This window comes from Marinobacterium aestuarii, from assembly GCF_001651805.1.
GTDB lineage: Bacteria > Pseudomonadota > Gammaproteobacteria > Pseudomonadales > Balneatricaceae > Marinobacterium_A > Marinobacterium_A aestuarii.
Window position 1 is genome coordinate 725,685 of the sequence record NZ_CP015839.1, and the last position, 25,519, is coordinate 751,203.

The 25,519-nt window shown below is 58.3% G+C and carries 25 protein-coding genes; 16 read left to right on the forward strand and 9 right to left on the reverse strand.

Annotation, left to right across the window (positions count from 1 at the left end):
* Positions 1-62: 62 nt before the first annotated feature.
* Both A8C75_RS03175 and A8C75_RS03180 read right to left on the reverse strand, forming a co-directional pair.
* Positions 63-1,475: a sigma-54-dependent transcriptional regulator gene (locus A8C75_RS03175; protein ID WP_067378020.1), complete on the reverse strand. Its 1,413-nt coding sequence runs from the start codon at positions 1,473-1,475 to the stop codon at positions 63-65.
* Entirely contained in the window at positions 1,468-2,916 is a 1,449-nt protein-coding gene (locus tag A8C75_RS03180; RefSeq protein ID WP_067378023.1) for a sensor histidine kinase, read from the reverse strand. Before A8C75_RS03180 ends, A8C75_RS03175 begins: the two co-directional genes overlap by 8 nt.
* 402 nt (positions 2,917-3,318) lie before the next feature.
* Here A8C75_RS03180 and A8C75_RS03185 point away from each other — a divergent pair, with 402 nt between their 5' ends.
* Entirely contained in the window at positions 3,319-3,483 is a 165-nt protein-coding gene (locus A8C75_RS03185) for a DUF1328 domain-containing protein (RefSeq protein WP_067386938.1), read from the forward strand.
* A gap of 98 nt (positions 3,484-3,581) precedes the next feature.
* On the opposite strand, the gene A8C75_RS03190 is transcribed toward A8C75_RS03185, so the two are convergent.
* The 5 genes from A8C75_RS03190 to A8C75_RS03210 form a co-directional block, all read right to left on the reverse strand.
* The gene (locus A8C75_RS03190; RefSeq protein ID WP_227819823.1) at positions 3,582-4,442 is read right to left on the reverse strand and encodes a shikimate dehydrogenase family protein; all 861 of its coding nucleotides are present in this window, start codon (positions 4,440-4,442) and stop codon (positions 3,582-3,584) included.
* A gap of 65 nt (positions 4,443-4,507) precedes the next feature.
* A complete protein-coding gene (locus A8C75_RS03195) occupies positions 4,508-5,803 on the reverse strand; it encodes a TRAP transporter large permease (protein ID WP_067378026.1) in 1,296 nt (431 codons plus the stop codon).
* Complete coding sequence (locus tag A8C75_RS03200) at positions 5,800-6,312, reverse strand: TRAP transporter small permease (RefSeq protein ID WP_227819824.1); 513 nt, start codon at positions 6,310-6,312, stop codon at positions 5,800-5,802. The genes A8C75_RS03195 and A8C75_RS03200 overlap by 4 nt, the downstream gene beginning before the upstream one ends.
* A 14-nt stretch (positions 6,313-6,326) precedes the next feature.
* Positions 6,327-7,331, reverse strand: coding sequence for a TRAP transporter substrate-binding protein DctP (gene dctP, locus A8C75_RS03205; RefSeq protein ID WP_067378032.1), 1,005 nt, complete (start codon positions 7,329-7,331; stop codon positions 6,327-6,329).
* Positions 7,332-7,615: 284 nt separating this feature from the next.
* On the reverse strand, positions 7,616-8,524 hold the full coding sequence (locus A8C75_RS03210) for a LysR family transcriptional regulator (protein WP_067378036.1): 909 nt from the start codon (positions 8,522-8,524) through the stop codon (positions 7,616-7,618).
* Positions 8,525-8,768: 244 nt separating this feature from the next.
* Here A8C75_RS03210 and A8C75_RS03215 point away from each other — a divergent pair, with 244 nt between their 5' ends.
* The 6 genes from A8C75_RS03215 to aroQ all read left to right on the forward strand — a co-directional run bounded on the left by A8C75_RS03215 (position 8,769) and on the right by aroQ (position 13,337).
* On the forward strand, positions 8,769-9,695 hold the full coding sequence (locus A8C75_RS03215) for a ketopantoate reductase family protein (protein WP_067386942.1): 927 nt from the start codon (positions 8,769-8,771) through the stop codon (positions 9,693-9,695).
* 23 nt (positions 9,696-9,718) lie between these two features.
* Entirely contained in the window at positions 9,719-10,117 is a 399-nt protein-coding gene (locus A8C75_RS03220) for a VOC family protein (RefSeq protein WP_067378039.1), read from the forward strand.
* A 41-nt stretch (positions 10,118-10,158) separates the two neighbouring features.
* On the forward strand, positions 10,159-10,638 hold the full coding sequence (locus A8C75_RS03225; RefSeq protein ID WP_067378042.1) for a MaoC family dehydratase: 480 nt from the start codon (positions 10,159-10,161) through the stop codon (positions 10,636-10,638).
* A 162-nt stretch (positions 10,639-10,800) separates the two neighbouring features.
* Positions 10,801-12,066, forward strand: a complete 1,266-nt coding sequence (locus tag A8C75_RS03230) for a CaiB/BaiF CoA transferase family protein (protein ID WP_067378045.1) — start codon at positions 10,801-10,803, stop codon at positions 12,064-12,066.
* Positions 12,063-12,878 carry a shikimate dehydrogenase gene (gene aroE / locus A8C75_RS03235; RefSeq protein ID WP_067378048.1) on the forward strand — a complete coding sequence of 272 codons (816 nt, stop codon included), beginning with the start codon at positions 12,063-12,065 and terminating at the stop codon, positions 12,876-12,878. The genes A8C75_RS03230 and aroE overlap by 4 nt, the downstream gene beginning before the upstream one ends.
* A 30-nt stretch (positions 12,879-12,908) precedes the next feature.
* A complete protein-coding gene (gene aroQ / locus A8C75_RS03240; RefSeq protein WP_067378051.1) occupies positions 12,909-13,337 on the forward strand; it encodes a type II 3-dehydroquinate dehydratase in 429 nt (142 codons plus the stop codon).
* Between the two features lie 117 nt (positions 13,338-13,454).
* On the opposite strand, the gene A8C75_RS03245 is transcribed toward aroQ, so the two are convergent.
* Positions 13,455-14,483 (reverse strand): LacI family DNA-binding transcriptional regulator, encoded by a 1,029-nt coding sequence (locus tag A8C75_RS03245; protein WP_067378054.1) that lies wholly within the window; start codon positions 14,481-14,483, stop codon positions 13,455-13,457.
* Positions 14,484-14,639: 156 nt separating this feature from the next.
* Between A8C75_RS03245 and A8C75_RS03250 the strand changes: the two genes are divergently transcribed.
* From A8C75_RS03250 to A8C75_RS03290, 9 genes are all read left to right on the forward strand, one after another.
* Positions 14,640-15,731: a fatty acid desaturase gene (locus tag A8C75_RS03250; protein WP_067378057.1), complete on the forward strand. Its 1,092-nt coding sequence runs from the start codon at positions 14,640-14,642 to the stop codon at positions 15,729-15,731.
* 36 nt (positions 15,732-15,767) lie between these two features.
* The gene (locus A8C75_RS03255) at positions 15,768-16,085 is read left to right on the forward strand and encodes a MocE family 2Fe-2S type ferredoxin (protein ID WP_067378060.1); all 318 of its coding nucleotides are present in this window, start codon (positions 15,768-15,770) and stop codon (positions 16,083-16,085) included.
* Between the two features lie 105 nt (positions 16,086-16,190).
* A complete protein-coding gene (locus tag A8C75_RS03260; RefSeq protein WP_067386944.1) occupies positions 16,191-17,432 on the forward strand; it encodes an NAD(P)/FAD-dependent oxidoreductase in 1,242 nt (413 codons plus the stop codon).
* A gap of 111 nt (positions 17,433-17,543) precedes the next feature.
* Positions 17,544-18,518 carry an aldo/keto reductase gene (locus tag A8C75_RS03265; protein ID WP_067378063.1) on the forward strand — a complete coding sequence of 325 codons (975 nt, stop codon included), beginning with the start codon at positions 17,544-17,546 and terminating at the stop codon, positions 18,516-18,518.
* 10 nt (positions 18,519-18,528) lie between these two features.
* The gene (locus A8C75_RS03270) at positions 18,529-19,278 is read left to right on the forward strand and encodes a creatininase family protein (protein ID WP_067378066.1); all 750 of its coding nucleotides are present in this window, start codon (positions 18,529-18,531) and stop codon (positions 19,276-19,278) included.
* Between the two features lie 392 nt (positions 19,279-19,670).
* Positions 19,671-20,696 (forward strand): substrate-binding domain-containing protein, encoded by a 1,026-nt coding sequence (locus tag A8C75_RS03275; RefSeq protein ID WP_067378069.1) that lies wholly within the window; start codon positions 19,671-19,673, stop codon positions 20,694-20,696.
* 226 nt (positions 20,697-20,922) lie between these two features.
* On the forward strand, positions 20,923-21,900 hold the full coding sequence (locus A8C75_RS03280) for an ABC transporter permease (protein WP_227819825.1): 978 nt from the start codon (positions 20,923-20,925) through the stop codon (positions 21,898-21,900).
* Between the two features lie 4 nt (positions 21,901-21,904).
* Positions 21,905-22,696: an ATP-binding cassette domain-containing protein gene (locus tag A8C75_RS03285; protein WP_227819826.1), complete on the forward strand. Its 792-nt coding sequence runs from the start codon at positions 21,905-21,907 to the stop codon at positions 22,694-22,696.
* Positions 22,693-23,670, forward strand: coding sequence for an ABC transporter permease (locus tag A8C75_RS03290; RefSeq protein WP_067378072.1), 978 nt, complete (start codon positions 22,693-22,695; stop codon positions 23,668-23,670). Before A8C75_RS03285 ends, A8C75_RS03290 begins: the two co-directional genes overlap by 4 nt.
* A gap of 395 nt (positions 23,671-24,065) precedes the next feature.
* Here A8C75_RS03290 and fdhA read toward each other — a convergent pair whose 3' ends face one another.
* Positions 24,066-25,262: a formaldehyde dehydrogenase, glutathione-independent gene (gene fdhA, locus A8C75_RS03295; protein WP_067378076.1), complete on the reverse strand. Its 1,197-nt coding sequence runs from the start codon at positions 25,260-25,262 to the stop codon at positions 24,066-24,068.
* Positions 25,263-25,519: the final 257 nt, after the last annotated feature.

Sequence of the window (25,519 nt, forward strand, 5' to 3'; positions counted from 1 at the left end):
GAAATGCCCCAGCGCCAGTAGTGACATATCCCCCTTATCCGGTGCGAGTTGTCGCGGCCCGCTCAGGCTTCGTCGGACAGGATGATGCCGTACTTCTGGATGCGGTAACGCAGGGTGTCGCGGGTGGTATGCAAAAGTCGGGCGGCGGCGGTGACATTGTGCTGATTGCGCTCCAGTACCGCGCTGATAATGAAACTGTCCATGTCATCCAGCCCCATGCTGCCGTCGAGCGGCACCTGGAGATAGCGGGGGTCTGCTGATGGCGCTGCGCTAGCGGCTGGTTCCGCCTGGTCCGACGTCGAGGGTTGCAGTTGCAGCCATTGCTGCGGCAGTTCAGTGTCGTCGGCAAACAGCACGCAGCGCTCGATCACATTGCGCAGCTCGCGCACGTTGCCGGGCCAGCGGTGGGCTTTGAGGCGGGTCCAGACACTGCTGCTGATGTGGCGCACATTCTTGCCCGCCTTGGCGTTGAATTCGTCGACCAGCAAGGGCACCAGGGCGTCCAGATCCTCAACGCGTTCGCGCAGGGGCGGCATCTGCAGCTCAAACACACAGAGGCGGTGATAGAGGTCTTCGCGGAAATCGCCGCTTTCAATGCAGCCCTGCAGGTTGCGGTTGGTGGCGGCGATCAACTGCACGTCGACGCTGATCTCGCGGTCGCCGCCGACCCGGCGAAAGCATTGTTCTTCAATAACTTTCAACAGCTTGGCTTGCAGATCGGCGGGCATTTCACCGATTTCATCGAGAAACAGGGTGCCACCGTCGGCCTGCTCGAAGAGACCCCGTCGACGGCCCTTGGCGCCGGTAAAGGCGCCCGCTTCATGGCCGAAGAGTTCGGATTCCAGCAGGTCCTTGGGCAGCGCTGAGCAGTTGACCTCCACCATGGGGGCATCCTGGCGGGTGCCACTGTGATGCAGTATGCGCGCCGCCACGCCCTTGCCAGTACCGGTTTCACCCGTGAGTATCAGGGTGGAGAAGGGGGCCTGGGCCAGCTTTGTCAACATAGTGCGCAGCTGTGAGGCGGCCTCGCTCTGGCCCACGAAGCTGTCCGGCGTGAAGCGGCGCCGGCCGGCGGAAAACTGATCGCGCAGGCGCCGTTGTGCCGTCGCGCTGCGCGTCGCACTGCTGATGACCAGGTCCAGCCGGTCGAAATCGACAGGCTTTTCCAGGTAGTCATAGGCGCCCAGACGCAGCGCCCGCACGGAGTCGGCCACGGTGCCGTAGCCGGTGAGAAAGATCCATTCGCTGCCGCTCGTCTGACCGCTAGCCTCCTCGAGCAGGTCCAGCGCATTGCCATCCGGCAGGTTCATGTCGGACAGGATTACGGTGGGAGTGAGGCCATTGTCGAACAGCTCGTGGCGGGCGCTGTCCAGGGTCTCGGTCAGCATGACGCGCCAGCCTTCGCGTTGAAAGTGGCGTTTAAGTTCGATCCCGAGCAGGGTCTCGTCTTCAATAATCAGCAGGGATTTAGTCATCGGCCTCTTTGTACGGCAGCCTCAGGGTTACACAGGCGCCGCCCTCGTTGCGGTTGCTTAAGCGTAGTTCGCCGCCCAGATCAGCGGTAAAACGGCGCACCATGACCAGCCCCAGGCCGGTGCCTCCGGCGCGCCAGGAGCAGAAGGGCTGGATACCGGTTTCCAGCATGGCCTGGGAAAAGCCCGGCCCGCTGTCCTTGACCGTGATCTCGAGCATCTGCTCCTGGCGCCTTGCCTGCAGCAGAATCTGGCCATGGTTGCTGCCCAGTGTTTGCCCGGCATTGAGCAGCAGGTTCAGCAGCATCTGTCGCAGCTGGGAGTGGGGCAGCAGGCAGCGCAGTTTTTCCGTGACCTCTGAGTCAATGCTGACATTTTCGTGCAGCTGGTAGGCGGCCAGGGTGATCAGGCTCTCGCACTCTTCGCGGACATCCAGCATGACCGGAACCTCGGGCCGCTGTCGGGCCTGGTCCAGCAACTGATTAAGTTGCCGGGTGGCGCGCTTAACCTCGTCATTGATCATCTCGACCCGTTCAACCAGGTCGGCTCCCTGGACATCCTGGCGCAGGTTTTCCAGCGCCATCTGGACACTGGTAAGGGGGTTGCGCAGTTCATGGGCGACCCCCGCCGCGACTTCTCCGATGGCACCCAGACGTTCGGCCTGGGAGAGTCTGCGCTGCTGCTGCAACAGCATGTAGGTGGCACTGCGCACCTCCCGGGTGAGGCTGTCCTGGCGCAGCTTTTGGGCCTGTTCAAGCTTCTTCAGGCGCTGCACCATGAGGTTATATTTCTGGATCATCGGGAACAGCATTGGATCTGTCTCTTCCACCGGCAGTTCGCTGAAGTCGTGTCGGGCCAGCAAGGTCATCTGGCTGCTGAGGTTATGCAGGGGCCTGAGGACGCGCTGGCGTACCCGGGCCCACAGCAGGGCAGAGATCAGCAGCAGGCCAATAGCCAGTCCAAAGGCGATGAAGAGTTCGCGCCGGGCCCCGCTCTGGAAAGCACTGAGCAGTATTTCGTGGGCCAGCAGCTCCTGGTTCAGGGCGCCGCGCAGCGCGGACGAGGCCGTATCCAGGGGAACCGGGCTGTAACCGTCGAACTGCACCAGCTGTTTTAGCGCATGTTCAATGCTGGCGGGGGTCGTATCCATGCGGTAGGCGTCGGATGCAGCCAGTTCGTGCAGTTGCTGCAAGAGTGCATCAAAACTGCCGGGGTCCAGGTATCCGTCTTCGGCTTCCAGCAGGTTGACCCGCTGGGTGCGGACGTCCCCCGCTGCCTGCTCGATCGCCACCACGTAGGTGAGATGGCCTTTCAGGGGCTGGATGCGCTCGATATTGCGTGACGCGCCGTAGGTCAGCAGTCCGAAACTGGCGATGAGCAACAGCAGGGCTGTTGCCGACAGCGGCCAGACAGAACCTGTCAGTAAAGATGGCAGTCCTCGCATGTGAACATAGTCCTGTGGTTGCAGGTTACCCTGCGGCGGTGGCTGTTGTGGCACAACATCTGCGTCCTGCTAACCAGTGTAGCCATATGGGTCTATAAGGCGGTTATGCCGTGCTTGACTTGAAACAGATGCACCCTTGGTGCCAGATCCATAACTAATTAATATCAATATGAAAAAGTTGCACAGAAGGGCGAACGCTAAGACAGACAAGGGGCATATGCCCCGGGCGTCGGGATAAGACCCCGCAAAGCGGGGCCTATCACCCGCTGCCTCAGCATTGCAGCGGGCACTGGAAAAATTATCTTTGAAAGTGAACAGCATAGCGAACTGGCATCGATTGTGCCTGATGGATATATGCACGGTTTTGGCATCTATCCCGTCAATAAACATAAGGAGATTGCTATGTTTGGCTGGGCAGTAACTTTTCTGATTGTTGCGATTATCGCGGCTGTACTGGGCTTTTCGGGTATTGCCGGTACGGCGGTCAACATCGCCTGGATACTGTTTGTCGTGGGCCTGATTCTGTCGATAGTGTTCTTTATTGCAGGACGACGGCCGCCGTTTTGAATGGCGTGGCCGCCGGTCACCATGAGGTGAGCAGCGGTGATGACTGTATAAAAACGCCCCTTTCGTGAGAACGGGGCGTTTTGTCGGTGACAGAGGCGTCAGATGGTATTAAACAGCTTTTCCATGTAATAGCTGTGTAGCGATTTCGCCTCGCGGTCGAGGCTGTTGGTCAAATTAAGGCTGGCGGTAAAGAACTTGAATGCGTCCAGGCCCTGAAACACGAAAAGATCAACGCCTGACAGAAGCTTGCAGCCGGCCTTGCGGGCACCTTGCAAAAACTCCGTATTGGCAGGCACATAGACGGCGTCGAATACCCATTGCTGCGGCTGCAGCAGGCTCACGTCGATTGGGCAGCCAGGATGATTCACATGGCCTACGGGCGAGCAATTAACCACCCCCTGTACCTTGGGAATGGTGCTATTGATAGCGTTGGTATCCAGCAGTGATGCCTGCACGCCGAACCCTTTGAGTTCCTCTACCAGCTTGCGCCCCCGCTCTACATCGGTTTCGGCCAGGTAGATGGCTTTCGCACCCAGATCCACCAGGCCCACCGCAACGGCGCGGCCCACGCCACCGCCGCCGATCAGCAATACTTCGCCGGGCGTGGTCTGGCCGAAACGAAAGCGATACGCGCTCATGAATCCGGTGTAATCGGTATTCTCGGCCTGGATGCTCTCACCCAGAATAAGGGTGTTGGTGGCGCCAATCTTGCGCGCGCTTTCCCCAATGGTGTCGGCCAGTGACAGCGCGGCTTCCTTGAACGGGAAGGTAATGTTGGTGCCCTGGTAGCCCGCCTCACGCATGAAACCAAGCGAGCCCTCGAGGCCGCGAAAGCCGGTTTCATTACCATCGAAAAGATCGTAACTGCTGACCTGTCCGACCAGCTTGCCAAGGCGGCAGTGCAAATCCGGCGCCTGAGACTTGAGAATACCCTTGCCAATGAGCCCGAGTTTTATCATGACTGTTTCCTGTTCGAATTGTGAATGTGTTGAGCTGCGAGGCGAGCTGCGGCGCTTGCGGTGAGCTAACCGGCGTAGCCCAGCAGTCGAGGCATGAACAGCACTACATCAGGCAGCGCCGTCATGGCGAGCAGCGCCAGAATCAGCACCCCGACGAAGGGCATCACTTCCTTGATAATGGCGGCCAGTGGAATCTTGGTGGTGCCGTTGATGACGAACAGCAGGATGCCGTAAGGTGGCGTTACCAGACCGATCATCAGGTTGACGACCGTGATTACGCCAAAATGCACCATGTCGACACCCATCTCGCGGCAGGCAGGGATAAGCAGCGGCACTATGACCAGAATCACGGTGGTGGCATCCAGCAGGCAGCCCAGCACCAGGTAGATCAGGTTAACCAGCAGCAGAAACTCGAAGGTCGACAGGTTCCAGGCGGTCAGCAGCTCGGCGACCTGAGTCGGAATGTTTTCGGTGGCGACGATGTAGTTGAAGATCAGTGCGGCGCTGATCACCAGACCGACGGATGCTGACGAAACCGCGCTGTGCTTGAATACGTTGACCAGATCCTTCCAGCTGATGGAACGGTACACCGCGGCGGCGAGAAAGAGGGCGTAGGCGGCGGCAACCGCTGCAGCTTCGGTGGGCGTAGTGACGCCGCCGTAGATGCCATAGAGCAGAATGGCGGGCATCATCAGTGCCGGGAAGGCCCGCCATGTGATCCCTGGAATCGCGCGCAGGGCAATGCGGGGCTCCTTCACCACCTTCAGGCGTGTTGACTGAAGGCTATTCATGCCCATCAGTACGGCGCCCATCAGCAGGCCGGGCACCAGCCCTGCGATAAACAGGTAACCGATGGAGGCATCGGAGACCAGGGCAAAAATCACCATGGGGATCGACGGCGGAATGATAGGGCCTATGGTGGCGGAGGCCGCGGTAATGGCGGCGGCATAGCCCGGTGGGTAGCGGTTTTCCTTGGTCATCATGCCGATAACGACCTTGCCCAGGCCTGCAGCATCCGCCACGGCGGAACCGGACATGCCGGAGAAAATCAGGCTGGCCACCACGTTGACATGGCCCAGGCCTCCGCGCAGATGCCCGACCATGGCCACACAGAAGTTCAGCAGGCGTTCGGTCACGGTGCCGGCATTCATGATATTGGCCGCGACGATAAACAGCGGCACGGCCAGCAGTATAAAGCTGTTGTAGACGCCCTGGATGATCTGTTCACCGGCGAGCGCCACGTCCTGGCCACTGCTGATCAGGTAGGCGATGGCGCCAATAATCATGGATAATGCGACAGGCATCCCCAGTGCCGCCAGGGTAAAGACCACCAGCAGGCAAAATGTAAATTCAGCACTCATGAGTAGTCATGCTCCTGGTCGTCTTTTTCGCAGTATTTTTTGTAAAGTCCCGGGTGCAGATGGGCGATCAGACGCCAGCTGTAGCGAACAATCAGGGCCAGAACAAAAACACCATAGATACTGAATACATAATCGAGGCGGATCCTGAGGATCGCGCTTTTCTTTATTTTGTAGAAGAGGATGTAATCCAGGGTGGGCAGAAAAGAATATAAAAAGCCGACGATAACACCCAGGGCTGCAATGATTGAAAATATCCGCTGAACCTTGTGGGGGGCGGCCAGATAGAGCACATCAAAACGGATGTGGTCACTCTCCTTGACACAAAAGGCGCTGGCCCAGAATACCAGCCAAAGCCAAAGTGTCAGACAGACTTCTACTGTCCAGCCGAGCGGTGCATTAAAAAGATAACGCGATACGATTTGCAGTCCGAAGGTGATAAACATTGCGGCAAGCATTGTTGCCGCAATGCTGTCAGCCGCGTTTTTTATCCAATTTAATCTATTGGTCACGGCTGACAATCCTTTTAAAGGGCGTTGATTTTATCAAGCATGCCCGGTGTCCAGGCTTTGGAGTAATCCGAGTTCAGATAGGCCGCCTGCACGGTGGTCTGAAAGGCTTTCAGATCGGGTTCGTAGACTTTGAGTCCCTGATCCTTGAAGAACTGCACCAGATCGGTTTCGAGTTTCAGCTGTTTCTGACGGCCACTTTCGGCGGCGTCATCGGCGGCTTGCTGCAGGGTAGCCTGCTGCGCAGCGGTGAGTTCGTTCCAGACTTTGTTCGAGATGGCGATATAGTTCAGATCCACCAGATGGCTGGTCAGTACTATCTGCTTGGTGACTTCGTACAGCTTGGCATCCTTGTCGGTGGGCAGAGGGTTGTCCTGTCCATCCACGGCACCGGTTTGCAGTGCGGTGTACACCTCGCTAAAGGCCATCGGGGTCGGGTTGGCGCCCAGGGCGCGGCCCAGGAACTGCCATGCATCGGAGCCCGGCATTCTCAGTTTCACACCGGCCAGATCCGCGGGGGTTTTAACGTCCTGCTCGGTCCGCAGATTGACGTGACGACGTCCCAGGTACATGACGCTGAGCAGTTTTATACCCAGTTCATCCTCGACTTTCTGTTTCAGCGGGGACATGAAGTCGGCCGCAAAGACACGCTTTTGATGCTCGGCATCGCGATGCACGTAACCGGCGCTAAAAATTGAAAACTCGGGGAAGAACTCGGCCAGTTCCTGCGCCGAGGTAATGGTCATTTCCAGGTTGCCGCGCGCAATGGCTTCAATTTCGGTGCCCTGTTTGAACAGAGAACTGTTCCAATGGCCTTCGAAGTTTGCGAAAGAGGCAATCGCCGGCGCGAAGACTTCCGTCATGGCCACCGCTCGCTGATCCGTGGCCGATGCAATGGCCGACATGCGCAATTTAATTTCGGCGGCCTGGGCCAGGGAAGATACGCCGATAACCGTTGCAATGGTGGCTGCGGTAACAATGCGCTTGAGGCTTTCTTTTGCAAAGATACCCGTTGCTTTCATAGTCAGTACTCCGATTTATTATGTTTATAAAGGCGTGCTTTCGTTGCCTGGGCAAACCCTGAGCCGATAGTTACATGGTGAAATCGGGCCCACAATATTCGAAATTCAATAACGAATATTGTGAAAATACATAGAGTGTTAAATATTTATGTGATGATCTAATGATGGTGCGGGCGGGTTTCGGCACCAGGCGCTGTGCGTCAGGTTGCCTGCATAGAGGCGTTTTCAGGCACTGTCTGTTTCAGCGGGAAATGCGGGAGCAGGGCGTGTTTTAATCCGGCAACTCAGCGCTGAAACAGCGCTGCGCAGGTTGCTCTGAGCCAGCGGTTGCCGGCGTCCTGATGATAGCGTGCATGCCAGTGCTGCTTGACCGTGAACGACGCGATCGGCACCGGGCAGTCATAGACCTCAATCGCCCAGCTACGGGCCAGGGTTTCGCCAATATGACGCGGAATGGTCGCGATCAGGTCGGTGGTGGAAATGATCGCGGCCAATCCCAAAAATCCGGGCAGTTTCAGCAAAATCCTGCGCTCGATCTGCTGTTGTTTCATGGCATCGTCCAGCAGCAGGTGGCCGGTGCCGGACACTATACCTATATGTCCTTCGGCGCTGTAGTCCGTCCGTGTAAAGGTATCCTGAATGCGCGCGTGGTGGCGATTCACCAGGCAAACCCAGTCCTGAGGATACAGCACCTGCTGATAGAACCCGGATTCGAGTCCTGGCAGCAGCCCCAGCGCCAGATCGACATCGCCGGATTGCAGCAGCTTTGCGGTGTCATCATTAATGCGCACGGCTTCCAGCCGGACCATTGGCGCGGTGGCGCGCACATGGGCCAGGAGTCGTGGGAGCAGGGTGATATGGCTGGCGTCGGTCATGCAGATACGAAAATCGCGCTGGGCCGTTGCCGGCGCGAATTCAGGTTCCCAGGCGGAGAGCCGCCGCAGTGAATCCAGTGCATCGCGGGCCAGGCCGATGAGTTCGTCGGCGCGGGGGGTGGGCAGCATGCCTTCGGCCGAGCGTACGAACAGTGGATCGTTCAACTCCTTGCGCAGGCGCGCCAGCCAGATGCTTACCGTGGGCTGACTCTGGCCCAGCAGTTCGGCCGAGCGGGTGACACTGCCGGTGCTGTAGAGCAGATCGAATAGCCGCAGCAGCTTGACGTCAACGAGGCGGGTATCGGTTTCAGATGTCATATCTATGTGAATTCGCAATATGAGGTCGCCAGATCATTTCATAATTAATAATTGGAATGCAACGCGCCCGGACTCTTTGTTCGGGCCGCGTTAGGGCGGCGTCTTGTTCTGCGTCTGTCGATGACTATAAAAAAACACAATGCATATTATGTTTTTTATTGAATTTACGATGATGGCCGCGGGCCTTATCGTGATGGTCACTGCAATGGCGTTTGTTCTGGCGCCAGAGACGAGAGGCTCGACTATGAAAATATGTGTACTGGGGGCCGGTGCCCTTGGTTGTTCGATCGGCGGTGTACTGACTGAAGCTGGCCAGGATGTCTGGCTGATCAACCGCTCCCGGGCGCATGTCGATGCGATGAACGCATCGGGTCTGCGCATGCTGGATGCGGGTGTTGAGCGTCGCGTAACGGTCAAGGCTGCGCTGGACAGCAGCGATGTCGGCATCGTCGATCTGATCATCGTGTTGGTGAAATCCTATGATACCGCGGCGGCCATAGCGTCGGCCGCGCCGATGATTGGCGAGCATACCCAGGTACTGTCGCTGCAAAACGGCCTGGGCCACGAGGATATTCTGGTGGCCGCCGTGGGGGCGCATCGGGTGCTGGCCGGCAAGACCTATGTCGGTGGCGTGATGACCGGACCTGGCCGTATCACTATAGGTACGCGCGGCAAGCAAACCATCATCGGTGAGCTGGACGGGTCTGTCTCTGAGCGGGTCAGTGCGATCGCCGCTGTGTTCAATCGGGCGGGGCTGGAGACAACCGTCAGTCCGAACATTCTGGGCACCATCTGGGACAAGTTGCTGATTAACGTCGCCACCGGTGCGCTGGCGGGCATTACGGGGCTGGGCTACGGCGATCTTTATTCGGTTGACGAGATTGCGGACTGTGCGACGGCGGCGGTGGCTGAAGCCATGGCGGTGGCCCGGGCCAACAGCGTTGAGCTGTCGCTGACCGAGCCGCGCCAGGCCTGGGATATGGCCGGTGCCGGGCTGCCGGCCGGATTCAAGACCTCGATGCTGCAGAGCCTGGAGAAGGGGTCGAAAACTGAAATCGATTTTATCAATGGTGCGGTGGTGCGCTGGGGGGAGCGCTGCGGTGTGGCCACCCCGGTCAACAGCACGCTGGTCGCCTGTATCAAGGGCATCGAACGGCGTCTTGCGGTTTAGTTTGGTAATGCGGAGTTAAAACAATGGCTTATAGCAATAAATCCTACGTCGAACATGTGGCGATACGGGTGCGCGATATTCACTGGCATATTCGCTTCTTCCGCGAAGTGCTGGGGCAGACCCTGCGTGAAGTCGATGGCCCGGCGGAAAATCCGCGTCAGTACTGGACGCTTGGCGGTATTCAGCTCATGGCGACCCCCGACTTCGATGCGCCGCCGAGCAATGACAGCGGCTGGCTGGCCCATCTGGGCATCATGGTGGAAGACCTGGAGGCAGCACTGCAGCAAGCTCGGGGCTGGAATGTCACCGAACTGCCCCAGGGCCCCAACTGGCTGCAATTACCGGATGGCCTGGCCGTTGAGCTTATTCAGGCCAGCGGCACCGCCGTGGCTACTGTGCTCGCGATTGATCCGCGTGCCTGATCGCGTATCCCTTTCACACTGCAACGACCCGGAGCCCGCATATGAGTTCGAATAACAACCGTTTTAGCACCCCCGAACGTTACTGGGATGACGCCAGCGAGGGGGATGTCTGTCTGAGTCCGACCTATGAGGTCACCGAAGCGCGTATCAATGCCTACGCCGAGCTGACCGGTGACTTTACCCCGGTGCATGTCGATGAGGAGTATGCCAAGACCACGCCGTTCGGCACTCGCGTCGCCCATGGTTTGCTGGGGCTGTCCATCGCCGATGGCCTCAAGACACAGAGCGAATACCGTTTTGTCCCGGGTATGTCCCTGGGCTGGACCTGGGATTTCGTGCTGCCGATCAAGATTGGTGACGTACTACGGGTGCGTTTTAGCGTGACCGGCATGCGCGCCTCCAACAGCCGTCCGGGCTGGGGCATCGTGATACTGCCCTCGGAGCTGATCAATCAGCACGATGAGGTGGTGCACCGCGGCGAACACCGTTTGATGGTGCCGCGTCGTCCCGGTGCCTTTTAGGCGCGAATCAACACGGCCCTTATAGACCCACACCGGCTGTCCCGCACCGGCGGGTGCTTCAGGCCACGAAACCCAGGCCCCGGCACTGCTGCGTTTCCGCTTTTATCAATACAGCGGGCAGGCGTGCCCAGGGCTGGCATCAAACACTAGAGGAATTGACACATGACGACACAAGCACGTCCGCTCGAAGGCATCCGTGTTATCGATTACAGCCATTTTCTGGCGGGCCCCTACCTGTCACGCTGCCTGGCGGCCATGGGCGCCGAAGTGATCAAGGTCGAGCGCCCCGGCGAAGGCGATGCCGGCCGGGCTCACCCCTATTTTATCGAGGGGCAGAGCGGCTATTTTATGCAACAGAACATGGGCAAGCAGGGGCTGTGCATCAATGTCAAGGATCCCAAGGGTCTCGAGATGATGCAAAAACTGATCGAGACGGCCGATGTGTTTGTCGAAAACTACCGTCCAGGTGCCCTGAACAAACTGGGCCTTGGCTACGAAGCCCTGGCAGAGATTAATCCCGGGTTGGTGTATTGCTCGGTATCGGCCTACGGCCATACCGGGCCGGATTCGCACCGCGCCGGTTTCGGTCTTATTGCCGAAGCCAAGAGCGGCATCATGGCGATGGTCGGAGAGCCCGGCGAAGCGCCGCCGCTGCTGCGGGTGGCGCTGGGGGACATGTACACCGGCATACACGGTGTGGCATCCATCTGCGCGGCGCTGCTCGGGCGGGTCAAGTCCGGCAAGGGACAACATATCGACATGGCACTCTATGACTGCCTGGTGTCGATGCATGAATACGCCGTGCAGTGTTACACGCTGTCCAACGGCGAGGAAATTCCGCAGCAAACCGGTCATGATCTGCCGACGTCAACCCTGTATGGGGTCTTTTCGGCCACCGACGGCGATCTGGTGATTGCGGCTCAGGTCGATGTGGCCTGGAAGCGCTTTGCGGGCCTGGTGGCCGAGCAGACGGGCAACGCCGCCTTTGCCGAAGATAGCCGATTCCATTGTGCCGCCGGGCGCAACGAGCACCGCCTCGATATTCTGCCGGTGGTACGGGCCTGGGTGGCAGGCAAGAGTGTGGCTGCCTGTCTGCAGGATCTGGATGCCATCGATGTGCCCTGCGCCAAGGTGCAGACCATCGACGAAGTGCTGGCCGATCCGCAGATCAAGGCCCGTGGCATGGTGCTGGAACAGGAGCATCCGGTGGTCGGCAAGGTCAGGCTCGCCAACCTGCCGTTCCGCTTTTCCGGTTGCGACACCACCGAGAAAACCCCGGCGCCGCTGCTGGGGCAGCATAACCGCCAGATCGCCAGCAGCCTCGGTTATGCCGCCGGTGACATCGATGCGCTGATTCGTGATGGCGTGCTGTACAGCGAAGACAAAGTCAGTGAACTCGGACTGGATACCCTGGGAGAAACAGCATGACCGATCAATATGCACTGATAGGTAATCCGCTTAGCCACACCAAATCGCCGTTGATCCACGAGACCTTTGCCGGGGAAACCGCCCAGAGCCTGACCTATGTGGCGATCGAGGCGGAGGCCTTTGCGCCGGCGGTTGACCGTTTCCGGGCGCAGGGTGGCAAGGGCATGAATGTCACGGCACCGTTCAAGCTGGATGCGTTTGCCTATGCGACGGACCTGTCCGAGCGGGCTCGGCTCGCCGGCGCCGTCAACGCCATGCGTTTTGAGGGAGACCGGGTTTTTGCGGAAAACTTTGATGGCGTTGGGCTGGTGAATGATATCCAGCGCAATCTGGGCTTTGAACTCAAGGGGCGCCGGGTACTGATACTGGGCGCAGGTGGTGCCGCGCGCGGTGCCCTGTTGCCGCTCCTGGAGCAGAATCCGGCGCAGCTGGTGATGGTTAACCGCACGCTGGAAAAGGCTCAGGCGCTGCGACAGCAGTTCGCCGATGTCGAGAACTTCACGATCATGACCTATGCCGATCTGGTGGGCGAACGCTTTGATATTGTGCTCAATGCCACCTCTGCGAGCCTGCGCGGCGATCTGCCACCGGTACCGGCTGACGTTTTTTCACCCCAGGGGCTGGCGTATGAGCTGGCCTATGGCAAGGGACTGACGCCGTTTCTGCGCCTGGCCAAGGGCGCCGGCGTACATCAGCTGGCGGACGGTGTCGGCATGCTGGTGGAGCAGGCGGCTGAAGCTTTTTTGTGGTGGCGCGGCATGCGCCCCGATACCCGTGGCCTGATCCATAAATTGACGATTCCGCTCGTCTGATCCTGTTCCAACACTGCAAGGCTGGTAAGCATGAACAAGCTGATCTATGTACTCAATGGGCCGAATCTCAATTTGCTGGGCAAGCGTCAGCCCGAGATATACGGTCATGAAACACTCGCCGACGTGGAGCATAAAATGCGCGCGCGGGCGGCGCAGCTGGACCTGGAAATCGAGTTTTTCCAGAGTAACTTTGAAGGCGCCCTGGTTGAAAAAGTGCATGAGGTGCGTGATAAAGCCGCCGGCATTATCATCAACCCGGCGGCACTGTCCCACACCTCGGTGGCCATTCTGGATGCGCTGAACACCTTCGAGTCGCCGGTGATCGAAGTCCATATATCCAACATCCACAAACGTGAAGCCTTTCGGCACCATTCCTGGGTATCGGCGCGGGCCGAGGGCGTGATCGCCGGCATGGGGACCCTGGGATATATGCTCGCGCTGGACTATTTCGCCAGCTGACAGGCCAGGAAGGTCCGCTGGACGCAAGGCGCTATTGATTAACGCAAGTAGTGTTTCTACAGCCTGCTAATGCCGTGTCGCTGCTGGCCGGCTGCCTGGGGGCACTGTATGGCCAGGTTAAAGGTTTTCGGAGGTATAGATCTCCAGTGGCACCGGTATCTGTATGGGCTCGGTGCCCATTCCCCGGTCCAGTACTCGCGCCATGGCCTCCACCAGCCTTTCTGCGATCACATCCCGCGGATTGGACAGCACCAGATCCACGGTGCCGTCGATCAGCGCGATGCGCGTTTCCTCTGTCAGGTCGGTGCAGACCACGAAAGGCCTGGTGGCTGGGTCTGTCTTGCGTAGCACCTCGATAATGCCTTCAATACCGCCGCCAGCAACATAGATGCCCACCAGGTCAGCATTGTTTTCGATCAGTGCCTGAATGGAAGCCCTGGCCTGTTCTGGGTCTTCCCGGCTGACGAGCGTTTCCAGTACCTGGAATTGGGGGGCATTTTCGCGAAAGTAGGAGCGAAAACTGATCTCGCAGATTTCCTGGCAAAGATAACTGTGGCTGCCGAGCAACACCACCACCTTGCCGGGCTTTTTGCTCAGGCGGGCAATGCTCCAGGCCGCAGTTCTGCCGGCTTTTCTGTTCTCGCGTCCGACATGGCCGGCCCGCAGCTCGGTAGTGAGGTCTGAGACCAGGGCAAAGGTGGGGATGCCTTTGGCGTGTAGCTGATCGATGGCCAGGCAGACGGCCGGGTGATTGGCGGTGACCACCGCCAGCGCATCCACTTTGGCAGCCAGTTTGTGCATGGCATCCACAACATTCTGGGGCTTCAGCTCATCTATAAACTCCACTACAGGGGTGCCGCGAATGGCTTTGGATGCTTCGGTCGCGCGAATCAGTTCCTCAGCCAAGGCCTTGTAAAAAGGGGTGCTGCGCTTTTGCAGAATAAACCCCAGCCGGCGCTCCGGCGCTTCCTCCTCCAGCCTGCGCCTGATGATACCTGCGCCTCTATAGCCGATGGCTTCTGCTGCCTCAAGTACCTGCTGGGCGGTTTCCGGTCGGACCTTCACCCGACCATTGACGACGCGGTCGACGGTTGCGATGCCGACGCCGGCTTTCTTGGCGACATCTGCCAGGGTGGGAGTCTTCATGGAAGGGTCCTATAATGATGTATTTTGATAAATAATATCACTGCATCATTGCCTGGGCAATGCGGAGTTATATAATCGGTCACTCATGAGGGCATTGGCGTTTATCCATATTGCTGCAACGTCAATCCAAGCAATCACTGATGAGGGGTGCAAAGAATGATAAAAAACACTGCCTGGCGTGACTACAGTCTTACCGGGCCTGGCCGCAGGCAAGCGCTCGAGAGCGGACTGGTGTCGGCACAATGGTTTTCCTGCGATATCGGCCGCAAGCAGCTCAAACAGCTGATGAAGCGTAGCGACCGGCCGGCCTTGCTGCAATTAGGGTTCTGGCTGCTGTTACTGGTCACAGCGGGTGTGGCCGGCTTCTTAACCTGGGGTACGCTCTGGTGCATACCGGCCTTTGCGGCCTACGGGCTGCTGTACTCGGTGAGCGATCACTGGGCCCATGAACTGTCCCACGGCACGCCGTTCAAAACGCGCTGGCTGAATGATGTTTTCTATCAGCTCACCGCCTTTATGACACTGCATGAAGCCGTCTACTGGCGCTGGAGTCATGTGCGCCATCATACCGACACCCTGATTGTTGGCAGTGACCGGGAGATTGCGGTGCAGCGGCCGCCCAAGCTCTGGGTCGCGATTGTTGACCTGTTTGATCTGCATTTTGCGCCGCTTGAAGTTGCCCGGCTGCTGCGTGTTGCCGGTGGCAGCCTGAATGCCGAGACGCGTAGCATAGTGCCGGAGACAGAGTGGCCGAAACTGATCATCTCCAGTCGTATCTATGTGCTTATTCTTATTGCGCTTGTGGCCAGCTGTGTCGCCAGTGGCAGCATTCTGCCCGCGATCTTTGTGGTACTGCCGCGGCTGTATGGCGGGGTCCTGAGCCAGCTGTTTAACCTCACCCAGCATGCCGGGCTGGCCGAGAATGTGCTGGATCATCGGCACAATTGCCGCACCATCCTGATGAACCCGGTGTTCCGTTTCATGTACGTGAACATGAACTATCACGTTGAACATCACATGTACCCGATGGTGCCTTATCACGCGCTGCCGCAGTTGCATGCCTTGATGAAGGATCAATGCGCACCGGCGTATCCCGGTCTGTGGGCGGCCTACCGCGAAATCATTCCTGCGGTGCTGCGCCAGCGCAAGGATCCGGAGTATTTCGTGCGGCGTCCCGTGCCCGAGCCGGTGTCTGCGGCGGCTGCCCCGTCGGCCGCGCCGGCAAGCCCGGCGCCGGAAATGGCCTGAATTCAATAACAATAAATACAGTAGCGGGAGTGCATCATGAGCAATATCTGGATAGATGTCTGCGGGACAGAGGATATCGATGAAGAAGATGTCATGCGTTTCGATTACAACGACCGAACCTTTGCTGTCTATCGGTCTGCCGATGATGAGTTCTTTGGCACTGATGGCAACTGTACCCACGAGCAGGTGCATCTGGCAGACGGGTTGGTGATGGATCACATCATTGAGTGCCCCAAGCACAATGGCCGCTTCGACTACCGTACCGGCAAGGCGCAGGGGGCGCCGGCCTGCATTAACCTGCAGACCTATCCGGTGAAGGTGGATGGCAGTCGGGTGCTAATGCAGGTCGAGTGATCGCCGTGAGCCTGGCCCGTGCAGACGCTGATGCATCTCCCTGCTGGGGGCGCGGCGCCAGGATCAGGATCCTTATTGTCCCTGCCGTTTCGGGAGAGCATGCAAATGACGAACAGCAACAAGCCCATTGTGATTATCGGGGCCGGCCATGCCGGCGGGCGACTGGCCCTGGCGCTGCGCCAGGAAGGTTATGAGGGTGCGCTGACGCTAATCGGCGAGGAGGTTTTTTCCCCCTATGAGCGTCCGCCGCTGTCCAAACAGTTGCTGCTGGGGCAGGCCGGCGCCGAGGACTGCTACCTGGATGGCAATGTCGACTATGCCGGTCTGGGCATAGAGCTGAAGCTCGGTACCAGAGTCACAGGACTCGACCCCAAATCCCATAGCATCCGTTTCAGCGATGCTACGCGGCTGGACTACGACAAACTGGTGCTGGCCACCGGTGGCCGGGCCCGGCAGGTCGCTTTGCCCGGGATCGAGCTCGACGGGATACATGTTCTTCGGACGCTGACCGATGCGGCCCGCCTCAGCTCTGCGCTGGCGGGCCGGCCCCGGCTGGTGGTGATCGGTGGCGGCTTTATCGGCCTGGAGGTGGCGGCTTCTGCGCGGACACTCGGCTGCGATGTCTGCGTGCTGGAAGCGTCAGTTCGGCTGGCCGAGCGCGTACTGCCGCCGCAGTTGTCCGAGCGCTTGCTGAGCCTGCATCGTGCCAGGGGTGTCGAGGTCTTGCTGGGCAGTCGTATCGAAGCCATCGAAGGGCAGGGGACTGTCGAGGCGGTGAGGTTGCAGGATGGCTCCCGTATCCCCTGTGACCTGGTCCTTGTCGGTGTGGGTATCGAACCCAATATCGAGCTGGCACAGCTGGCCGGGCTGGATATGGGCAATGGCATCCGGGTCAACGATCGGCTGCAGACCAGTGCTGCGGATATCTATGCCATCGGCGATGTCTGCGAGTTTCCCTGCCCGCAATCGCAGCAGCAGGTGCGCCACGAAACCTGGCGCAACGCCGAAGCACAGGCGCACCTGGTGGCGCGCAATCTGCTGGGGCGGGACGAAGCGTATCAGGCCCGTCTGTGGTTCTGGTCCGATCAGTTCGACTGCGGTCTGCAAATGGCCGGGGATGGCGCACTCGGCGCACGGCGGGTGCAGCGGGACCTGCCGGATAACGCCCTGTTGCTGTTCGACCTTGACGCCGATAACCGCCTGGTTGCAGTGAGTGGCTTTGCCCGGGGTAACGCTATAGCGCGGGATATCAAGCTGGGCGAGCGGCTTATCGATAGCGGCAAATGCCTGGATCCAGAGGCGCTGAGCAACCCGGCTATCAGTCTCAAAGCTTTGCTCAAGGCTTAATAATGCCGTCGCCTGGCGCGGCAGTCTGGGTGCTTTGAGCTTTCAGCTCTGAGGGCAGGACAGACGCGCCGTGCCGGTGTCGGTGTCATCAGAACGTGGGAGGAATTGCTTGTGCAGTATCGTAAATTTGGAAGCACCGACTGGCAGGTCAGTGAGATCGCCTTTGGCGCCTGGCAGATTGGTGGCGACTGGGGCGCGGTGGATGACGCCGAGTCCATCAGGACGCTGCTGTATGCCTACGAAAAGGGTATTAACTTTGTGGATACGGCCGAGCTCTACGGTCATGGCCACAGTGAAGAGGTGATCGGCCAGTCGCTCAAGCAGTGGCAAGGCGACAAGGTCTATGTCGCCACCAAGGCTCAGCCGACGGTCTGGCCGGATCCCGACGATGATGCGCCTCAGATGCGGGGCCGCTACCCGCAGTGGCACCTGCGTAACAATGTCGAGCAGTCGCTCAGACGTTTGCAGGTTGAACGCCTGGATCTGTTTCAGTTGCACTGCTGGGTGGCCGACGGTACCCAGGCGCTGGATTGGCTTGAAACGCTTAACGCGCTGCGCCAGGAAGGCAAGATCGATCAGATCGGTGTGTCCATTCGTGACTACCGTCCCGAGGAAGGCATCGACCTGGCGAAACTTGGGCTCGCCGCGTCAATTCAGGTGGTGTTCAACCTGTTCGAGCAGCGCCCGGCCGGGGCGCTGTTCCAGGCGGGTGGGCAGACGGATACGGCGTTTATTGCCCGTGTGCCGCTGGATTCGGGGTCGCTGACCGGTAGCTGGACGCGGGATACCTATGCCGCCTGGGCGCCTGGATCGGTGCCGCATTTACTGTTCAGGGATGAGCGCTTCGGGGATACCTTCGCACGGGTGGAAAAGCTCAAGGCACTCTGTGCGCCCTATTATCCGACGCTGGCCGAAGCCGCCATGCGCTATATCCTCAGTGAGCCCAGGGTCGCAACAGTCATTCCCGGCATGACGAACCCGGCCGAAGTCAACATGAACGCGGTCTATTCCGATGGCGCCGCTTTTCCTGCGGCGCTTAAGGCGCAGCTGGCCGAACATCTGTGGGTTCGCAACTATTACAAGTGAGAGCTGAACAATGACGCCCGAATTCCAGCCTGTACAGATCGAACTCCTGATGCCGCATGAAATCCGCGCGGCGATGGCGGAGCGACCGGTGGTTTTTATGCCATTGGGTACCTACGAGTGGCACGCAGAGCACCTGCCCATAGGGCTGGATGCATTGACCGCGCAGGGGGTTTGTCTGCATGTGGCCTTGCGCGACGGCGGTCTGGTGTGTCCGCCGCTGTATTACGGTACCGGCGGGGGGCATGGTGACTATCCCTTTACCATCATGATGCAGGGCGAGGCGGAAATTGCAGCGCTGTTGCGTTATTCGCTGGTGCGATTGCGGGATTTTGGTATGCAGCTTGCCGTGCTCTTTTCCGGGCACTTTGCGCCTGAACAGATACGCATGATCGAGAATATCGCGGCGCAATGGAATGATGAGGGTCATTCAATGCAGGTGCTCGCGCTGGCAATGAACATGGGTGAGGACATACCGATCGAACCCGATCATGCCGGCATGTTTGAAACCACACTGCTGGCCTCGCTGTGGCCGGATCGTGTGGATGTGAGCAGGCTGCCGCCACTAGAGGAAGGGCTGCCGGATGCTGACCGGGGTAAAAGCCCTTTCGGTGCACAGCGGCATGATCCACAGCACCCGCTGCACGGAATCTTCGGCCCCGATCCGCGTGGTTATGACCCCAAAGGCGCGCCGTTGCTACTGGATGCCATGGTGGGCTGGCTGGGTGCGCGGGTGCAGCAGGCGTTTGGGTCGGTTCGGTAGTGCTCTGTACCGTGCGCTGTCGCAGCTGTGGCGCCGGCGCTGTACGAGACGTTCGCTGCTACGCGTCAGTGGCCCTTGTGGGACGCTGAATTTAAAAGAAGTGTTAATGATGTGTTTTGATAAAACATATCATTCACGTCTTGTGTGAAAGTTTAAAGTGCCTAGAATCGAAAGGGATGGCGCTGAAGGCGATCCTGGGGTCAGCGGAGACTGACGTCTGGTTGAGCTGGGATAAGGAAACTATGCCCCGCATGATGTTTGAACAGAATGGCCGGGGCTGAATGAGGTGATAGCGGCGGGGCCCCGCCTGAATACCACTGAATGCTCAACCCGCCTTTCTCGACGTGCACTGCCTTACAACAACAACAAAGCAAGCAACGAGGTTATACATAATGAAGTTTTCGAAACTGGTTAAAACCGGCCTTGTGGTCACCGCCCTCTGCCTGAGTGCGACTGCAGCCATGGCAAAAGACTATCGTTTCGTCATGGTGTCCCATATCGGTGCCCAGGATCCGAACATGAACTGGTTGACGCTGGCGCTGGAAGAGTTCGAGAAAAAATACCCCAATGTCACAACCGAGTACATCGGCGGTGAAACCTACTCGGCGCAGGAACTTGCCCGCAACCTGGATCAGGTCATCGCCTCCAGGCCCGATGGTATTGCGATCCCGGTTACCGATGCCAACGCGCTGGAAGCCGGCATTCGCCGTGCTCTGGACATGGGGATTCCGGTGGTGGCGTTCAACGCTGCCGATGGTCGCCCTGAAGGCGAGCGCATTCCCTACATGATGTATGTCGGCGGTGACGAATACTTGACAGGCTTGAAAACGGGCCAGTATGCCATTGCCAGGGCGAAGGAAGGCAAGGTGCCGATGCCCAAGCAGGTTGTCTGTGCCATGATCTCGGCGGATCATGAAGGGCTGCGCCAGCGCTGCAAGGGCATTGAGGATGCGTTCAAGGAAGTGGGCGCCACCGCTGAATACCTGTTTACCGACGTTGATCCGGCGAAGTTTCGTAACAACCTCAAGGCGTATCTGTCCTCCCATCCCGACGCGAACTATATCCTCAACATGGGTGACTTCACCGCGCCCTGGTCCTGGGAAGTGGCGAATGATCTTGGTCTGGACCCGGATGTCGACGACAAGGGCATGACCATCATGACGGTCGGTGTAGGCCCGATTGCACTGTCCGGTATCAAGGATGGTCATCTGTTGGTGGCCTCCGAGCAGGGATTCTGGCTGCAGGGCTATATCCCGATGGAATGGCTCTACTGGCACCATGAGCTGGGTTACGACGCCCAGTCGGACATCATTACCGGCCCGGTCATGGTTGACATGAACAACCTCGAGCAGATGGACAAGCTGTCCACCGCGGTATTTGGCGCAGGCTCCGAAGATAATTCTGCCTGGCTGCAGTAACGCCTCCGACACCTGGGTGCTGTGGGGGCACAAGGCTCCCCTGCATCCCTGCTTCTTGTCGGTGTCTGAGGGTTAACCACCTTGTTCTATCAGGGGTTGGCGGATACCTGGTCTGGGTTCAGTTCTTATCGGTTTTTCAGGCGTATATAAAAAACTCGTGAGCAGGTTTTACGCTCAGGCGACGATTCTTCCGGAAGCTTCGTTCGGATAATTCGGGATTATAATAATGAAAATGTTGATGCAGCGTTACGCGAAACGTGCTGATTTTGGCGCAATAGTTGGTGTTTGTGCGATCTTTCTGATTTTCTCCCTTATTGATTTTAGTAACTGGTGGTCAGGGCATGCGCTGCCCGACATTATCCAGTTTACCGCTATCCTTGGCGTCATGGCTGTTGGCCAGGCGATCATGATCATGGTGAAAGAAATAGACCTGTCGGTGGGCTCTGTCTACGGCTTGACCGGTGTGTCCTTCATCATGCTCGAAGAGTATCTGGGTGTGCCGGGCGCGATGATTTCCGCTCTGCTGATTGCGGCATCGCTGGGCTATATTCAGGCGTTTGTCACGCTCAGGGGCAAGATTCCATCCATGATCGTGACCCTGGGAGGGCTGTTTGCCATTCGTGGCATCATTCATATCTGGACCAGCGGGCAAATGCGCTCCTTGCCGGTGGAGGCCAAGCATCACTGGCTGACCAGTGTTTTCGGTGGCGAGCTCTTTGGCATTGAAGTGGCTGTGTTCTGGGCCCTGCTGGTGCTGCTGGTGTTTTCTACACTGCTGTGGAAAACCCGTTTCGGTAACCACCTGCTGGCGGTGGGTGGAGATCCCAATACCGCCCGGGGGCAGGGTATCCGGGTGCCGCGTGTCAAGACCGCGGCTTTCATGATGTGTTCTACACTGGCGGGCTTTGCCGCCATTCTTACCCTGGCTGACCGGCCCCAGACCCATGTGACTTTGGGTACGCTGATGGAGCTTGAAGCAATCGCCGCTGCGGTTATCGGCGGCTGTGTGCTCACGGGCGGTCGCGGCTCCCTGCTGGGCGCCATGCTGGGCGCCTTCATCATTACCAGTGTGCGTTATCAGCTCATTAGTCTGGGGGCACCCTCGTCCTGGTATATCACCTTTGTGGGCCTGGTCTTGATTGCATCACTGATATTCAATCAGTTACTGGCTCGCTGGGCCGGTCACGCGACGCACGGAGAATAATAAAATGAATAGCAAAATGACGCCTAATACGCCGCTTATTGAATGTAAAAATGTTGATCTGTATTTCGGTCAGTTTCATGCGCTGAAAGACGTATCTCTTTCACTCTATGGCGGCGAACTCATCGGTCTGGTGGGGGATAACGGTGCCGGTAAAACCACGCTGATCCGCGTGCTCTGTGGCATTCATACGCCGACGAGCGGTGAAGTTTATCTCGATGGAAACAGGGTCGAAGAATTTGAGCCGGCTAATGCGATTGAGTTCGGTATTGAAACCATTCAGCAGTCCGTGGGGCTGTGCGACAACCTGTCTATCGCACGCAACTTTTATCTGGGACGCGAGCCCATCAAGCGCCGCTTCGGTATTCCGTTTCTTGATTTTGATAAAATGCGTGAAGCCAGTACCAAGGTAATTCGTTCCTTCGGCCTGCGGGAAAATGTCTCGGCGGACGATGAGGTTGAAGCGCTGTCCGGCGGCGAGCGTCAGTCGGTAAAGATCGGTCGTGCGGTTGAGTTCAAGAACCGCGTTGTCATCATGGACGAGCCGACCAACCATCTGTCTGTGCGCGAGCGCGAGCACGTCAATGAACTGGCAAAGTCGCTGCGCGATCAGGGTCTGCTGGTGATTTATATTACCCACGATATTTTCCAGGTACACAAGCTGGCTGACCGCGTGATCATCATGGAAAACGGCGAGAAAATTACCGATGTCCGCAAAGACGAAATGACGGCGGATGATCTCGAACAGGTTATTCGTCAGGGCGGCCGCGTGGTTGAAAAGGCGGAGGTGACGGTATGATACTGTCACAGTCCAAAGCCCTTGTTCGCCGCCACACGGAGGTTGGCATTTTACTTGTCTGCCTCGTGCTGGTGGTCGTCTTTACCCTCTACTCCGGCGATCGCTGGGCCAATTACTACAACTTTGCCTCTATTGCCCAGGTCAGCGCCACCTTGGGCATTATGGCGCTGGGCGCCTCCCTGGTGATGGTGACCGGTGAAATTGATGTATCAGTGGGCTCTATATTTGGTTTCAGCGCTCTGACTTATCTGGGTATGGCCCCTGAGCTGGGGTTTGTGCCGGCGGCCATTCTTGCCATGATTGCCGGTGCGGCCATTGGAGCGCTAAACGGCTTCCTGGTGACGCATTTCAAGGCGCCATCCCTGATTATCACCCTCAGTACCCTGATGGTCTTTCGTGGCCTGACTATCGCCCTGAATGAAGGGTTCTCGTTTGCGATTCCCTATAAGGAGCGGTCTGTGCTGGACTACCAGATGCTGGGGGGCGGTGATCTTCTGGGTCTGAATACCGGCGTCTGGTGGATGCTGCTGATCATGCTGGTACTGATTGTCTTTATGTACATGACGCCCCAGGGTAACCGTTTGCTGGCCCTGGGCGGCTCGGCGGCCAGTGCGCGCTCGCGCGGGATTCGCGTTAATCGCTACAAGATCATGGCCTTTATGCTGTGCGGACTCCTGGCGGGCATTGCCGGTATTCTGGATGCCGGTAAAATCGGTGTAGCCGACAGTGGTATGGGCCAGTATATGGAAATGAAAGCTATCGCCGCCTGCGTACTGGGTGGTACCGCCCTGGCTGGAGGTCGCATATCCCTGGTTGGTGTTATCGCCGGTGCTTTTGCGCTCTCATCGATTCAGAGCTTTTTGATCGTAAATGGTATTAAAACCACCTGGTTCCAGTTGCTGCTGGGCATTATTGTTGTCGCGGCGGCCGTGGGTGATCGGGCATTGCGAGACTGGGCGCTGCGGGGAAAATAGCGCCCGGCATTGTATTTATGCCCAAAGAACAGGGCTTATTCATACTTAGGCTAACAGCCTGTAAAGTATTGGTTTGAGTGATAGCGGTGAAGGTTTTAAACGAGTATATGCGCTGTTGCGTTAATGTGGATGTTTCGTAGTATCAGGTTTTATGTTTTTACCGAGTTGTACCTCAATTCCTGAGGCTTTTACCCAGACTTCTGTCTGGGTTTTTTTTGCCTGCTTTTCGGGGCGATACTGTCCGGTGTCTGAGGCTTTAGGTGTGCAGGCTGTGTGGCTATATCAGGGTGACAAAAAAAAGCCCCGCCCGGTTAAACCCGGCGGGGCTTTCAGTTGAATCCTTTTGGCTCAGGGCTTACAGCTTACAGCTGATTTCCCCTTGTTACCGGTCAGCCTCAGGCTGCAACAGTTCCGTGCGGATCTATAACGTACTTCTTGGCGGCGCCGCCGTCGAATTCGGCATAGCCGTTGGGCGCCTGATCCAGGCTGATAACTTCCACGTTAACCGCGTCGGCAATCTTCACCTTGTTGAACAGGATGGCCTGCATCAGCGGACGGTGGTACTTCATGACCGGGCACTGGCCGGTGTGGAAGCTGTGGGACTTGGCCCAGCCCAGGCCAAAGCGCATGCTCAGGGCGCCCTGCTTGGCGGCGTCATCCACGGCACCGGGATCTTCGGTCACGTAGAGGCCGGGGATACCGATCTGGCCGCCGGCGCGGGTCAGGCTCATGGCGGAGTTGAGTACAGTCGCCGGCGCTTCCTTGCCGTGGTTGCAGCCACAGGCGTGGGCTTCAAAGCCGACGCAGTCAACGAAGGCATCGACTTCACGCTCGCCCAGAATGGCCTCGATCTTGTCGGCCATATCGCCTTCCTGGGTCAGGTCGATGGTTTCACAGCCAAAGCTGCGGGCCTGGGCCAGACGGTCTTCCACCATGTCGCCGACGATAACGCAGGCGGCACCCAGCAGGTGTGCGGATACGGCAGCGGCGAGACCCACGGGGCCGGCACCGGCGATGTACACCGTGGAGCCAGGGCCTACGCCTGCGGTGACGCAGCCGTGGAAACCGGTGGGGAAGATGTCGGACAGCAGGGTCAGATCACGGATCTTCTCCATGGCCTGGTCGGCATCCGGGAATTTCAGCAGGTTGAAATCAGCGTAAGGCACCATGACGTATTCGGCCTGGCCACCGACCCAGCCGCCCATGTCGACGTAACCGTAGGCAGCGCCTGGGCGCGCCGGGTTTACGTTCAGGCAGATACCGGTCTTGCCTTCCTTGCAGGTGCGGCAGCGGCCGCAGGCAATGTTGAAAGGCACGGACACCAGGTCGCCCTGCTGGATGAATTCGACGTCGCGGCCGCACTCAACCACGATACCAGTGATTTCGTGACCCAGTACCAGGCCTTCTTCGGCGGTGGTGCGTCCGCGCACCATGTGCTGGTCGCTGCCGCAGATATTGGTGGTGACGACTTTAAGGATAACGCCGTGGTCGCATTTGCGGTTGCCGATGGCAAGTTCCGGGTAGGCGATGGATTCAACGGCGACTTTGCCGGCGCCTTTGTAAACGACACCGCGGTTTGCGTTGCTGCTCATTGACAACACTCCTTCTGATTTTTATGTATATAAGCCGGTATGGACGGGCCTGTTGCAGACTCTGTGCTGTTGCGGGCAATGACGGTGTCGCAGCGGCTGCCTGAATCCATCCTGCTACCCTAGTGCTTCGCGTGACTGCGGATGTGTCTGTATGAGTCGCCTACATGCCTAATTGAGACATGGCGGTGCAATTGCGTTTTTTATAGCTAGATAAAGGTCGCAGCCTGACAAGTGCGCGGGGCGCCCAGGGCAGATAA

Bases quoted from the DNA above. Each gene is read 5' to 3' on its own strand.
- A8C75_RS03175 (WP_067378020.1), bottom strand. From the start codon at position 1,475: ATGACTAAATCCCTGCTGATTATTGAAGACGAGACCCTGCTCGGGATC.
- A8C75_RS03290 (WP_067378072.1), top strand. From the start codon at position 22,693: ATGATACTGTCACAGTCCAAAGCCCTTGTTCGCCGCCACACGGAGGTT.
- A8C75_RS03225 (WP_067378042.1), top strand. From the start codon at position 10,159: ATGAGTTCGAATAACAACCGTTTTAGCACCCCCGAACGTTACTGGGAT.
- A8C75_RS03190 (WP_227819823.1), bottom strand. From the start codon at position 4,442: ATGATAAAACTCGGGCTCATTGGCAAGGGTATTCTCAAGTCTCAGGCG.
- A8C75_RS03195 (WP_067378026.1), bottom strand. From the start codon at position 5,803: ATGAGTGCTGAATTTACATTTTGCCTGCTGGTGGTCTTTACCCTGGCG.
- aroQ (WP_067378051.1), top strand. From the start codon at position 12,909: ATGAACAAGCTGATCTATGTACTCAATGGGCCGAATCTCAATTTGCTG.
- A8C75_RS03220 (WP_067378039.1), top strand. From the start codon at position 9,719: ATGGCTTATAGCAATAAATCCTACGTCGAACATGTGGCGATACGGGTG.
- A8C75_RS03280 (WP_227819825.1), top strand. From the start codon at position 20,923: ATGAAAATGTTGATGCAGCGTTACGCGAAACGTGCTGATTTTGGCGCA.
- A8C75_RS03185 (WP_067386938.1), top strand. From the start codon at position 3,319: ATGTTTGGCTGGGCAGTAACTTTTCTGATTGTTGCGATTATCGCGGCT.
- A8C75_RS03275 (WP_067378069.1), top strand. From the start codon at position 19,671: ATGAAGTTTTCGAAACTGGTTAAAACCGGCCTTGTGGTCACCGCCCTC.
- A8C75_RS03270 (WP_067378066.1), top strand. From the start codon at position 18,529: ATGACGCCCGAATTCCAGCCTGTACAGATCGAACTCCTGATGCCGCAT.
- A8C75_RS03255 (WP_067378060.1), top strand. From the start codon at position 15,768: ATGAGCAATATCTGGATAGATGTCTGCGGGACAGAGGATATCGATGAA.
- A8C75_RS03260 (WP_067386944.1), top strand. From the start codon at position 16,191: ATGACGAACAGCAACAAGCCCATTGTGATTATCGGGGCCGGCCATGCC.
- dctP (WP_067378032.1), bottom strand. From the start codon at position 7,331: ATGAAAGCAACGGGTATCTTTGCAAAAGAAAGCCTCAAGCGCATTGTT.
- fdhA (WP_067378076.1), bottom strand. From the start codon at position 25,262: ATGAGCAGCAACGCAAACCGCGGTGTCGTTTACAAAGGCGCCGGCAAA.
- A8C75_RS03250 (WP_067378057.1), top strand. From the start codon at position 14,640: ATGATAAAAAACACTGCCTGGCGTGACTACAGTCTTACCGGGCCTGGC.
- A8C75_RS03215 (WP_067386942.1), top strand. From the start codon at position 8,769: ATGAAAATATGTGTACTGGGGGCCGGTGCCCTTGGTTGTTCGATCGGC.
- aroE (WP_067378048.1), top strand. From the start codon at position 12,063: ATGACCGATCAATATGCACTGATAGGTAATCCGCTTAGCCACACCAAA.
- A8C75_RS03285 (WP_227819826.1), top strand. From the start codon at position 21,905: ATGAATAGCAAAATGACGCCTAATACGCCGCTTATTGAATGTAAAAAT.
- A8C75_RS03230 (WP_067378045.1), top strand. From the start codon at position 10,801: ATGACGACACAAGCACGTCCGCTCGAAGGCATCCGTGTTATCGATTAC.
- A8C75_RS03245 (WP_067378054.1), bottom strand. From the start codon at position 14,483: ATGAAGACTCCCACCCTGGCAGATGTCGCCAAGAAAGCCGGCGTCGGC.
- A8C75_RS03210 (WP_067378036.1), bottom strand. From the start codon at position 8,524: ATGACATCTGAAACCGATACCCGCCTCGTTGACGTCAAGCTGCTGCGG.
- A8C75_RS03180 (WP_067378023.1), bottom strand. From the start codon at position 2,916: ATGCGAGGACTGCCATCTTTACTGACAGGTTCTGTCTGGCCGCTGTCG.